Source organism: Mesorhizobium sp. M0106 (assembly GCF_040322715.1).
GTDB lineage: Bacteria > Pseudomonadota > Alphaproteobacteria > Rhizobiales > Rhizobiaceae > Mesorhizobium.
The window spans coordinates 109016-119988 of the sequence record NZ_JAMYUA010000020.1; the positions used below are offsets into that span (position 1 = coordinate 109016).

Below are 10973 nucleotides of genomic sequence, written 5' to 3' on the forward strand. Positions count from 1 at the left end.
ACAGATTAGGGTCGGAAGTTGAAAGCCCGCGCGTCGTTCGAGCGCGGGCTGAAAACACGGCTTGGCGATCAGCGGCCGTCCGGCGTGCGCAGGCCGATCCACTTGTCCTTGACGGCGTTGTAATGCTCTTCGGGCCTGTACTTCGTCACGTTGAGCGCAAGGCGGTCTGCCGACAAATGGCCAACCGCCGAGAGGATGGCATAGCTCGCCACCACCACGTCACGTTCGGCGCTGACAAGATTGATCTTGGCGGTGATGAGGGTCGCCTGCGCGTTGAGCACGTCGAGCGTGGTGCGCTGGCCGACATTGCGCTCTTCGATGACGCCGTTCAGGGCAAGCTGCGCGGCGGCGACCACCTGCCGGTTGGCCGTGACGCTTTGCTGCGCGGCGGTGTATTGCGACCATGCCGAGGTCACCGCCTGGCGCACGGTGTCGCGGCTGACATCGACCTCGATACGGGCCTGGCTAAGTGATTCCTTTGATTGGCGAACCAATGCCGAGGTCCGGCCGCCGGAATAGATCGGTATCGTCAATGTCGCGCCGATGTTCGCCGAATTGGTTACGCCATCCTGTGTCGAGGAGAGCGAGCCGGGCGCGGTGCCGCGATAGGCGCTCGAAACACCCGCCGACGCCGAGAGTTGCGGCAGCAACGCGCCCTCTGCCGACTTCACCGAAAACCCCGCCGCGTCGACCAGATGCGCGGTGGCGAGGATGGCCGGATGCTCGGCCGATGCGATCGCGATCGCTGCATCGAGGCTCGACGGCAACAGCTTCGACACCGGCGAAGCCGGCCTGAGCCTGCCCGGCTCGTCGCCGACGATCTGGCGATAGGTCGCAGCGCTTGCCAGCGCCGTCGCGCGGGCGGCGCTCAACTGCGCCACCGCGGAGGCACGTTGGGCGTCGGCTTGCGCGACGTCGGTGCGCGTACCTTCGCCGACCTCGAAGCGCGAACGCGCCGCACGCGCCTGCTCGGTCAGGAATTGCAGATTCTGTTCGGTCAGCACGGCGACCTGGCGGTCGCGGATAACGTCCATATAGGCGCTTGCCGCGTTGAAAAGAGTGTTTTCTTCGGCGTTGCGCAGGCTTTCGAACGAAGCGCGGACCCGCGATTCGGCGGCCGCCACATTGTTCCTGGTCTGAAAACCGTCAAACAGCGTCTGGTCGATCTCGACGCCGAAGTTGCCGGTGGTCAACGAGATGTTTCGGTGCAACCGGTTGCTGTGGCTGGCGGTATAATCGATGCTCGCGGAACCGGTGATGGTCGGGCGCCAGCCCGACTTGGCGATGGCGACGCCCTCGTCGGTGACACGAACGCCGGCGCGTGAAGAATTGAGCGAGGAATTGTTTTGGTAGGCCTTTGAAAGGGCCCCGATGATCGTTTCGGCCGAGGCGGCCATTGGAGACAGCGCTGTCGCCGAAACGAGGACAGCGGTAAAAAGCAACTTGCGTACAGACGGCACGTTATATTCCCTCATTCGTTTTGCACGGGAACTGCGCCACGCTGGCTTCTCCTTCTGATCAGCCGGCGCCGCGTTTTTTATCGTTCCCCCGCTGAAAGCCCCCAGAAACGCCCGGTTATGCAGATCAGCAACGATTGTTCAAACGCAAGCGATCATGACAGCGCCTTCGCTGCAAGGCAAAATCACTCAGAATTCGAAGGCGGGAATGCGTTCGAATCCCGGTAGTGGCTTAATTGCCGCATTAAATGCGCGTCTTCCCGTTACAACCCCTCCAGTCTTAAAAAAAAGCCGGGCTACGCCCGAATTGCCCTGCCCCTCCACGGCGACGAGTCGGCCGCCTTCGGCAAGCTGGTCGAACAGCGCCGCCGACACCTCCCCGACGCTGCCGCCGATCAGGATCACGTCGTAAGGTGCCTTGGCGGCATGGCCTTGCGGCAGCGGCCCGTGGACCACGGTGACATTGCCGCAACCCAGCGCCGCAAGCGTCGAAGTGGCGGTCTCGGCCAGCGCCGGATCGCTTTCCAGCGCCACCACGGACCTTGCCAGCCGCGACAGGATCGCCGCCGCATAGCCGGTGCCGCAGCCGACATCGAGTGCCGAATCGCTTGGGCCGATATCGGCCAGTTGCATCAGCTTGGCCAATGGCGACGGCTCCATCAGATAGCGCGGGCCATCGGCCGTGTCGGCGATGCGGATGTCCTCATCGATATAGGCAAGATCGCGCTGGCCGGCGCCGACAAAGGCCTCGCGCGGCACGACAAGCATCGCCTCGAGCAGCGGTGCGCTGGTCACGTCGGTGGTGCGGATCTGGCCGTCGACCATCTTCACCCGGCGTTCGGCAAAATCAGCGCTCATGTTCCAACCATCCGCTTGCCGCGCAAAGGCCGCGGCTGTTTCGACCGGAACTGAAGCCCCCTGGCGCTGACGCGCGGGAGCTCGGGCATTGGAGGCCTCGCCCGGAATCGAACCGGGGTGCAAGGATTTGCAGTCCTCTGCGTAACCACTCCGCCACGAGGCCTCATTGCTCCCGGCGTTCCACCCGGCTCCAATAGGTTGCGGCGAAAATGCCGTCAAGCGGCCACCATGCATTCCCAACGGTTCCTCGACATTCCATGCCCTGCCTTATCAACGCAATGCCCATCTTAGCAATAACATATTAGCTTATCGTTAAGCATGATTCTGGGCGACGGGAACCCGAAACCGGCGGCCACGTTGGGCAAAGAGGAGGCTCCGCCATGCGTCGAGCAGCTACGAAGGACGGCACGTCGCGCGGATTGTCGCAGTCTGCAGAGCTTGTGCGCTATGCCATCGACCGCCTCAGCATAGAAGGCGCAAACACCCTGCCGCCGCGCGACCGGGCGCGGCTGGCATCGGCTACCGCCGTTCTCAAGGAGCTTTGCGAACGTCTGGAGAGCTGCTTCGACCAACCTCGGTAAACGTATGGGCGGACGACGCCGCTCGCCGACATATGGCAGGCTGGCGGCCGTCAGCGGGGCAATCTCAGTCAGGCCGGCGCCGTCGCTCCCACCAGACGACGAAGCGGCGCCGATGACGACGCACCAGGGCAAATTCGTAGGAGAGCACCAGCAGTCCGATCGGTACCATCCAGAAACCCAGGATCGGCAGGAAGCCGAGAATGCCGCCGATGATCAGCACAACGCCGATCGCAATCCTGAGGCCGCGCGAGCGCGGCATGGTGAACTGGCGGCCGAAGACCGAGATTTTCCGGGCCGGTGGCTGTTCGTCGCTCATTGCCGTCATGTGAAATGTCGATCCGTTTGCATCAGTAGCACCATCAGCCGGAGAAAGCCGCAACGGCCTTTTCTGTTCCGTGACAGGCGAGAGACAGCTCATATGAGGGCGCTCGCCGGCCATTGCCAGCAAGCCCTGCGCCAAAAAGCACCGAAAAAATGCGAAATGCTTCTTTGCAAAGCCGAAACGGGTTTGCTATAGGCTGCCCCACTCACATGAGAGCCTCTGTTCCCCGGTAGCTCAGTGGTAGAGCAACCGGCTGTTAACCGGTTGGTCGCTGGTTCGAATCCGGCCCGGGGAGCCATTTAACGCCTCAAAGCCTTATATCCCAACAGTTGCAAGGGTTTGCGCTTCCCCCGAGGTACACCTTCAGGTACACCGAAGGGTACACGGGAATGATGATTTTAGTGCAATATCTCCAGAAGCGCGGCAAAGCCGGATGGCGTTATCGGCGTAAAGTACGTTTCTCGGTCGAGGTGAGATCGTTGTGCCGCTCGGGAAAACCGAGGCCGAAGCATTGGCGCGATACAAGAAAGTCCATGGCGAAGCTGAGCAGCAACTGAAAAACGCCGCACTAGGGCTCAAAGCGCCTCAGGCCGATTCATCCGGGGTTGCAGACACGGCCTTGGACCTGTTCCAACGCGCCGACAGAAAAATCAGGCGATGGAAACTTGATCCCGATTGGAGCGGCAGCGGCAGCGATTTCAACCAAGAGGTAGTCGCGAGGGAGATAATTGCCGAGAGCATCGCCAAGAAGTACCCGGTAGGAGATGATGGATATCCCATTGGCGTCTCTCCCAACGATACCGCATCCCTTCGGGCATTGATGTTAGGCAGCCGGGAAGTGCAGCCCCACCCCACCCTCGAAGACGCCCGGAAGCTCTATCTCGAAGAGAGGGTCGGGGACGACAAGACGAAGCAGATGGAACTCGATCGGATTTTCAAGCTGGTCAGAGAGGGGCTCGGAAGGGACCGGAAACTCAGCAGCTTGAAGCGGCAAGATGCTAAGGAGGTCCGCGCTCATATGATTGACGGCCGGAAGGCCTCATCCGTGGACCGTTACCTCAACGTGGTGCGCGCTGCTATCAATCACGCCATTCGCGAATATGACCTCAAGGTCACAAACCCCTTCATGTACCTGGAGGCGGCTCCCAAGGACAAGGCCGAGCCCGACAAGGACAAACGTCGCCCGTTCACCCTGGACGAAGCCGCAGCGATACGCGCCCGAATCATGTCAACGGCCAAGGAAGACCTTCAGCACATCTGGAGGCTCCTGGATGGCACGGGCAGCCGCCTTGCAGAAACCTCCGGGCTCAGAGTGTCTGACATACACCTCGATCATGCATCCCCGCATATGACGGTCGAATGGCACGCTGACCGCCGCATTAAGAACAAGGTGTCTCGCAGGAACGTCCCTTTGATCGGTGATGCCCTGGAGGCAGCACGCGCGGCCGTTAAGGCGGCTGGCAACGCGACGATGCTTTTTCCTGCCTATGGGAGGCCGCGAGGTCCGGCGTCAGCATCCGCTGCCCTTGGCAAGCATGTTCGGGCTTGTGTCTCTGACCCCAAGGCCACCACCCATTCACTTCGCCACCTGATGAAAGACCGGCTACGACTGGCTGGGGTCACCAAGTCGGACCAAGACATTGTCCTCGGGCACTCCTCGGGCAGCGTTGGGGAGGACTATGGCGGGGATGAGGTACGGCTTGAGGTGGCTCGGCGGGCACTTGAGAAGGCATTGACCAAAGCAGGTTAGTAGCGCGGTCCCAGCGGTCCCGACCCGACTAACTCGCCATGGCATGGTCCTTCCCCAGCTCAACACCCGAATTTTCGGCACGGAGCCGAACGTAGCCTCGCAAGATGTTCTCTCTAAATCCAAACCACCCAGAGCCATATCCTACGAGGACACCACCGTGGCCATCTTTCCGCAAGGCCAAGAGCCTTTGGTTGAATTTCTCTCTCGTTAGCTCGGTTCGCTTATGTCTTCTAAACATGATTCGCTTATACGACTGCTCATATACCTCGGATAGCTGTCGCCTGTCGGACGTCTTGTCAGCCATTGACCACAACGCCTCCTCATAGTCCTCGGTGTTCTTCGTCTTCATCGTGGCTTTTTCATACTGAAGGCGAAGGACCGACTCTGCCCTCTCAATTGCCCCCTTGATGCCGGCCTTAAAATGCGTCGATTTAATCTGCGTCACCGGGTCCGGATCATCATACGCACTCCACAGCATCGATTCCCCAACCAGATGAACATAGTGCGGGAAACCATCGCTGATCTGGCCAATTCTAACCAAAGCATCCCATTCGACCTTCACACCAACTTTGTCCGCAACATTGCGAATAATATCCCAAAGGTAGTTGTGATGTAGTCTCTCTAAGTGTATCGGTTCCAATATTCTGCCGGCAGATGGGTGAGCCCCAATCAACGCATTAATTGTTGTTGCGATACCACAAAATATGAACTTTACCCTCTCCTCCAATTCCGGAATATTCTTAATGAACTCTGCGAATTTATCCCTTTGGATCGACTCAGATATCCGCTCCATTTCATCTATGACAATGATTATTTTCCCTTTTCGCTTACTAAGAACGTACCGGATAATATCCAGAGCTGCATTGAGGGACGTGGGCGCTTCGATCACGGCTTGCGGCTTATCACCACCTTTATAATTCAGGCCGAACCCAGCAAAACTGCCGCCGCCTGACGCCGTGTTTCCTCTTTTTTCTATTCTACTGTCGATATGAACGACAGAATTGCCAATCGCCTTTATCACGTCACCAAAGGCATCGTTTTGACTGCATACTACGTAGATAGGAGCAGCATTTGCCGACTGGAGAATATTGGCCGTTGTTAGAGCCACCGACGTTTTCCCAACTCCTCTATCGCCAAATATAAATACCTGTCGCCCTTGCGACGATAGCGCACGATCTATTTGCTTTAGTGCCTTCTCGCGGCCGAATAGAAGTTCGGGAGTCTTGATCGTGGCGGATGGGGTCAGATTTGTTGAAAGGATTTCCCGGAATTGATCTTCAGAAAGGTCTTTGAAAGCCATTGCCCATCCCGCCGATTTGAATGCTCGATTTATAGCATATCTTGCACGCAGAACGACTGAGCCGCCATGTCTTCCCCCAACAATCTTCGTTGATCGCGTGTGCCGCTTTCGCCCCTCTTGGAATACCCCACAAACTGTTGCACCCTGAGACATGTGCAACCTTTACAATTTCACCACGTGCCAAGAGGCCGTCCGCCAGTGGACGCGCGCATTGCGGGACATCTTGGGTAATCTTGAGCCTGCCTCGACATCTATCCTAACCAGCCCGGCACAGTCGTCCGCAACGCCTCAGAACGCGAGCTTGCCAGCCCACTTTGGGGAATGCCGACGCCGCCGGAGGGCGTGAAAAGGTAAGACCGACTACGGCACCACGAACATACGCAATCCTCAGTACGGCCATTGGCAACGGTATGTTGGCGTCGAACATGGCTGTGTCGCCTCGCAGAGCCCAGCCCTCGCCGGGCGACAAGGACCCTGAGACAGGCATTCAGCGGAACTACAGGTTCGCGCTTAGTCAGGACCGCCGGTTGTTCTTCTTCGCGGGTTTATGGAGGCGCTGGCGGGGAGTCCGCAGGGTGAAGGACGGCCCCCACGACTTCGAGCTGTAAGGGTTCATGACGACCCAGCCCACTCCCTCATCAAGGCCGATCCACGAGAAGGCAGTGCCAGTGATCCTGACCATACAAGAGGAAACCGAGACTTGGCTGACCGCGCCCTTTCGGAAACGAAGCGGCTGCAGCGCACGGCGCCCGACGATGCGCTCGTGATCGTTGACAAGCCCGCAACGCAGATCAAGTTCCGCAAGACTCAATGCCCGGTGAACAAATGCGGCTGCTGTAGAGCAGCCAGGGCACGAATCGTATACAGAGACAAGCCGCTACACGGAACCTCTCTCTCGGGCAATACCTATGGCTCTTGTCTCGTATGTACTTGGTGACTGCCCCGGCTGCGGCGCCGAGAACAAGTTCGGCAACGTCGACGTTTACGGCGACTATGTCTATCTTGGGTGTGGTCGCTGTCGATACAATGAGCGGCACCCTTTGCCACCCGTCAAGAAGAAGGTCCTCTACCTAGACCAGTTCTTCTTCAGTCATGCCGTGCGCGGAAAGGAGGCGCGGTTTGTCGAGGCCACCAAGCGGATTGTAGAGCTTGCCGCGTTGCAGCTGCTGGTGGTGCCGTATTCCAGCGTCCACGAGGAAGAGACGCACCAATGGAGCCGGCATCAGGAATTGCTGGAGTTCATCAAGAAGACGTCACGTGCTATGAGTTCGCTCCCGCCTATGAGGTGGAGCAGACTCAACTGAACCGCGCGTTCGACGCGTGGCGCGGTGGCAGGCCAAGTGCCTACTCTCCTGAGCGAGGAGATGCCTTTCACGACCATCTAGACGTATGGGATGGGTACTTTCATATCGATGTGGGCGAATATCGCGGAGACATCGATCTTATCCGCCGGCTGAAAGCTGAGGCCATCGACGGACTTGTGGATCTTTTTCCTAGGTGGCGTGAAAGCACATCCACGTTTGAGCAGGACGTGCAGCGAGAGCGCGATGGTGCAGCGCGGGGCTATCTGAAGGCCTTCGGCACGTATATGGCCCGCTTGGCAAAGGGCGATTACGACGCCCTGTGGGACTCGCCGATCATGGCCACAGTCGTGCGCAGCCTGAGTTATCGGTTTCCCGAGGAGGAGCCCCAGGAAGATCGGATCAAACGCGTAGTTGAATTTCTTGCCTCCGACCACTTTGCCAACACGCCCTACCACGACATCCAGGCTCGCATGTACGGCACCCTGAAAGCCATGGTGAAGGGCGGGGCGTATACTCACCGGGAACGCAGCATCGAGCGTCTCTCGGGCTTCTACTACGATGTAAAGCACATATCGACGTATGCGCCGTACTGTGACGGCTTTCTGATGGACAACGCCATGGCAGAAATCGTCAACCGCAGTTCGGTGGACCTAGCCGGCAGGTATGGGGTGAAAGTTTTCTGCGCGAACAATTGGGACGAGTTTCTTGCGTGGCTGGACGCCCTTAGGGCCAGCCTCACAGACGAGCATCGTGCCGGACTTGCGGTGGCCTACCCTCGGATGCGGGTGGGTTAACCAGACCGTCCTTTTGGGTTCCTCACGGCGTGCATCGAGTGCCTTTTTCTCAGCCCTCGTCCCGCCACACCACTCGCCGCACCGTCCTGATCTCGGCAAGCCGCCTAACTCCGATGCACTGCCGTTCCCGCGCTGTGGGGTTCTGTGTCTCGGCGTGCATGCAATCGTTCTTGCCACATCGTTCGCAGCTCATTTTACTCCCAACCAGTTCCGCCTCAATGTCCCCGAAGATTTCCTTCAGGTCAGCCGGCTGATACCAGCGCTTGACGTTGCAGAGCCCGCATTGAATGCGCACAAGCTGCCCTGCCTCGTGGGCATTGCTGAGCTTCCATTCGCTGCCGCGTTTACGTCTTCCACCAGTGTCGGGCATGGCCCAAAGTAGGAACTAATTCCTCTTCCGGTCAATTCACCATTGACAATTTCGTTCCACTTTTGTTCACTACTGGAGCGCGCCAGTAGGAGACACTCAGGTGGAATCACACAGTGCCGCTTGACAGCCCCAGAGAGACCAACAGCCATGGGAGAACAAACCGAGAGATCGCAGGAACAGCAACTTGATCCTCACGACTGGGAGCGTGCGACCAACGATGCCATAGCAGCCCACGGCGGCGCCAGAGAAGCGGTCAAGGTTCTTCTTATCGCCAACGCTGCCCTGGAGCGTGAGCTGGCCCTAGCGGCCCCCGCTTTGAGCTATGGGTTTAGTAGGGGGTGGCACCGCCGAAGATGGTACGCCAGCGACACCGAATAAGGTTCGCGTCAGAGGAAGGGCGCCTGCATGTCCGAGAGCATCCTACCGCAGCAGAAGACTCCCAAACTCATTGTCGTCACCGCGTTCGACCGTGATGAGACCGGCGACCTTCAGCCTGTCTTCGGTCCAGTAGAGCAGCAGTCGGAAGATCGGGCAATAAGGACCGCCAAGGCTCTTGCCGGGAAACATGCCGGTGTCATTGCGTGGTCCCGTGATGCTAACCCGGCGCTGGGCGAATACGGGGAGCCGACGACGCTCTTTGTTGGGGGCGACGTACCTGACATGGAGTGACGGCCGATGCCTTCAGGCTCCTCTGAAGTTCTCCTCAGGATGTAGCCGAGGGGCAGAGAGACATAGGAGAGGCTCCCCTACTACTCCCCATGATCAGGATGGAAGAAGATTACCAGCCGCTAGTCCTATTCACGGTCGGTCGATACGGAACATAGGTTCCAAGTTCGAGCTTCTTTCCGCACGCTTGGCAGTCGAAATGACGACGACCGCTGCCGGTGTGGCTGAACTGGAGAATCGACCGCTTCCGTTGCTGAAAGCAGTTCGGACAGGCTAGATGGGCGGGCTCACCATGCGGATCATTGATAGCCAGTTCGTACGCAAACGTGCCTTCCCCGAAATCTTTGAGCCGGTAGCGCGCGGCGGTGGATTCCCAGTTCTCGAATGCAGCGATTGTGTCTTGCAGTTCGCGGAGTCGATCTTTTGCCGACGCAGCCGCCTCTTGCGCGGATAAGATTTTCTCTTGGAGATCAATCACGGCGGCATTGAGCGCCACTCTGTCATTTATGTCTTTGAGACCCCTTGCAATCTCATAAGCAGATTTGAGCGCACTGAAGCCCGTTGCGATTTCTATCATTGCCCCTCCTCTGTGCCCAGCGGGCTGATTATTTCTTCGGCGCGTTCAGCTTCTGCTCAATGTTGGTGATCCGCCGGTTGATTGTTTCGATAGCCGAGTTCATCGAGGCCCGAAGATGGTCGATTTCTTCTCGCAGCTCGGCGCGGAGCCGTCCTACTTCGGTAGACATTTCATTAGCTGGCATTTCCCCCTCCCAAGCCTTGAAAGACAATCGAGGTAATCAGACGTGGGACGTGGTGGCAAGCAGAATACTTAATGGGAGGAGTAAAGCGCGTAGGCCGCAGCCAGATACGATAGTGCGATCATCATGTAGGCGATTTGGAGTTGCGTCACCGCTTTTGATTCCTGTTGCTCGAGGTGACTTAACTATACCTTCTTGGTGCCGCTCTGATCAGGCCTGGTAACGTGAATTTGATGTGATCGGCTCAGCCGTCCGAGTTCCCTCTAAGGACCCCCTCCTCCCTGGCAGCAGCCTCGAAGGCCTCACGGGCCTCCTCCGGTGTCGCCCGGTCCTCGACGGCCTCGATGCATAGTTGGACAGCCTTCCGCCACTTAGGTCCCATCTTGGTCCACTTCAGGAGTTCCTCGGCGGCACCCTCGACATTGTTGCAGCCGTAGCTGACCCCAGCCCGGTCGGTCTTGACGTACACCGGAGGGGAGAACCAATGGGTTGCCATCAGACAAGGAAAACCAGCCATAGCCCGAGTTTGGCGAGTTGATACAGTCCGGCAAACAGCACAAAAACCAGCGGAATTGTCACGAACGCAAAGAAAACCTTGATCCAGATGTCAAGCGAAGTGAGGATTTGACCCCCAGGGCGAACTGAAGATTTGACCCCCTCATTGTTTTGCGGTTTCGTTGGTGCTGAGCGTGCGTGTAGCGCGGTGGATAATAACCCCGCCAACCGAGTATATGCCTCCTCGTAACTTGGCAACCCGGGTGTCTAAAAGTAGAAACAAAATAAGAACCGGCCAAAGACGGCCGTAGGGCCACC

The 10973-nt window shown here is 58.3% G+C and carries 12 protein-coding genes, 2 tRNA genes and 1 pseudogene; 7 read left to right on the top strand and 8 right to left on the bottom strand.

The window, feature by feature from the left end:
• Positions 1-68: 68 nt before the first annotated feature.
• The 3 genes from NKJ55_RS20235 to NKJ55_RS20245 all read right to left on the bottom strand — a co-directional run bounded on the left by NKJ55_RS20235 (position 69) and on the right by NKJ55_RS20245 (position 2478).
• Positions 69-1460: a TolC family outer membrane protein gene (locus tag NKJ55_RS20235; RefSeq protein ID WP_352451400.1), complete on the bottom strand. Its 1392-nt coding sequence runs from the start codon at positions 1458-1460 to the stop codon at positions 69-71.
• Positions 1461-1646: 186 nt separating this feature from the next.
• Positions 1647-2315, bottom strand: coding sequence for a protein-L-isoaspartate O-methyltransferase family protein (locus tag NKJ55_RS20240; RefSeq protein ID WP_352451401.1), 669 nt, complete (start codon positions 2313-2315; stop codon positions 1647-1649).
• An 89-nt stretch (positions 2316-2404) separates the two neighbouring features.
• Positions 2405-2478 (bottom strand) — tRNA-Cys (locus NKJ55_RS20245).
• Between the two features lie 217 nt (positions 2479-2695).
• Here NKJ55_RS20245 and NKJ55_RS20250 point away from each other — a divergent pair.
• The gene (locus tag NKJ55_RS20250) at positions 2696-2896 is read left to right on the top strand and encodes a hypothetical protein (protein WP_352451402.1); all 201 of its coding nucleotides are present in this window, start codon (positions 2696-2698) and stop codon (positions 2894-2896) included.
• A gap of 64 nt (positions 2897-2960) precedes the next feature.
• Here NKJ55_RS20250 and NKJ55_RS20255 read toward each other — a convergent pair whose 3' ends face one another.
• Complete coding sequence (locus NKJ55_RS20255) at positions 2961-3221, bottom strand: hypothetical protein (RefSeq protein ID WP_023676401.1); 261 nt, start codon at positions 3219-3221, stop codon at positions 2961-2963.
• A 220-nt stretch (positions 3222-3441) separates the two neighbouring features.
• Here NKJ55_RS20255 and NKJ55_RS20260 point away from each other — a divergent pair.
• Positions 3442-3516: transfer RNA gene (locus NKJ55_RS20260), tRNA-Asn, on the top strand.
• 183 nt (positions 3517-3699) lie between these two features.
• Positions 3700-4968 (top strand): tyrosine-type recombinase/integrase, encoded by a 1269-nt coding sequence (locus NKJ55_RS20265; RefSeq protein ID WP_352451403.1) that lies wholly within the window; start codon positions 3700-3702, stop codon positions 4966-4968.
• 28 nt (positions 4969-4996) lie between these two features.
• Here NKJ55_RS20265 and NKJ55_RS20270 read toward each other — a convergent pair whose 3' ends face one another.
• On the bottom strand, positions 4997-6268 hold the full coding sequence (locus NKJ55_RS20270) for an ATP-binding protein (protein ID WP_352451404.1): 1272 nt from the start codon (positions 6266-6268) through the stop codon (positions 4997-4999).
• 151 nt (positions 6269-6419) lie between these two features.
• Between NKJ55_RS20270 and NKJ55_RS20275 the strand changes: the two are divergent.
• From NKJ55_RS20275 to NKJ55_RS20290, 4 genes and pseudogenes are all read left to right on the top strand, one after another.
• Positions 6420-7067 (top strand): annotated as a pseudogene (locus NKJ55_RS20275) (SOS response-associated peptidase family protein); the annotation flags it as partial.
• Positions 7068-7176: 109 nt separating this feature from the next.
• On the top strand, positions 7177-7572 hold the full coding sequence (locus NKJ55_RS20280; RefSeq protein WP_352451405.1) for a hypothetical protein: 396 nt from the start codon (positions 7177-7179) through the stop codon (positions 7570-7572).
• A complete protein-coding gene (locus NKJ55_RS20285) occupies positions 7479-8366 on the top strand; it encodes a hypothetical protein (RefSeq protein ID WP_352451406.1) in 888 nt (295 codons plus the stop codon). The genes NKJ55_RS20280 and NKJ55_RS20285 overlap by 94 nt, the downstream gene beginning before the upstream one ends.
• A gap of 775 nt (positions 8367-9141) precedes the next feature.
• Entirely contained in the window at positions 9142-9405 is a 264-nt protein-coding gene (locus NKJ55_RS20290) for a hypothetical protein (protein WP_352451407.1), read from the top strand.
• A gap of 109 nt (positions 9406-9514) precedes the next feature.
• On the opposite strand, the gene NKJ55_RS20295 is transcribed toward NKJ55_RS20290, so the two are convergent.
• From NKJ55_RS20295 to NKJ55_RS20305, 3 genes are all read right to left on the bottom strand, one after another.
• Positions 9515-9979, bottom strand: a complete 465-nt coding sequence (locus NKJ55_RS20295; protein WP_352451408.1) for a hypothetical protein — start codon at positions 9977-9979, stop codon at positions 9515-9517.
• Positions 9980-10007: 28 nt separating this feature from the next.
• Complete coding sequence (locus NKJ55_RS20300; RefSeq protein ID WP_352451409.1) at positions 10008-10163, bottom strand: hypothetical protein; 156 nt, start codon at positions 10161-10163, stop codon at positions 10008-10010.
• Positions 10164-10404: 241 nt separating this feature from the next.
• Positions 10405-10629, bottom strand: coding sequence for a DUF982 domain-containing protein (locus NKJ55_RS20305; RefSeq protein WP_352451410.1), 225 nt, complete (start codon positions 10627-10629; stop codon positions 10405-10407).
• Positions 10630-10973 lie beyond the last annotated feature (344 nt).

Coding starts and splice junctions, on each gene's coding strand:
- NKJ55_RS20240 (WP_352451401.1), bottom strand. CDS start 2,315: ATGAGCGCTGATTTTGCCGAACGCCGGGTGAAGATGGTCGACGGCCAG.
- NKJ55_RS20250 (WP_352451402.1), top strand. CDS start 2,696: ATGCGTCGAGCAGCTACGAAGGACGGCACGTCGCGCGGATTGTCGCAG.
- NKJ55_RS20255 (WP_023676401.1), bottom strand. CDS start 3,221: ATGACGGCAATGAGCGACGAACAGCCACCGGCCCGGAAAATCTCGGTC.
- NKJ55_RS20270 (WP_352451404.1), bottom strand. CDS start 6,268: ATGGCTTTCAAAGACCTTTCTGAAGATCAATTCCGGGAAATCCTTTCA.
- NKJ55_RS20280 (WP_352451405.1), top strand. CDS start 7,177: ATGGCTCTTGTCTCGTATGTACTTGGTGACTGCCCCGGCTGCGGCGCC.
- NKJ55_RS20285 (WP_352451406.1), top strand. CDS start 7,479: ATGGAGCCGGCATCAGGAATTGCTGGAGTTCATCAAGAAGACGTCACG.
- NKJ55_RS20290 (WP_352451407.1), top strand. CDS start 9,142: ATGTCCGAGAGCATCCTACCGCAGCAGAAGACTCCCAAACTCATTGTC.
- NKJ55_RS20295 (WP_352451408.1), bottom strand. CDS start 9,979: ATGATAGAAATCGCAACGGGCTTCAGTGCGCTCAAATCTGCTTATGAG.
- NKJ55_RS20300 (WP_352451409.1), bottom strand. CDS start 10,163: ATGCCAGCTAATGAAATGTCTACCGAAGTAGGACGGCTCCGCGCCGAG.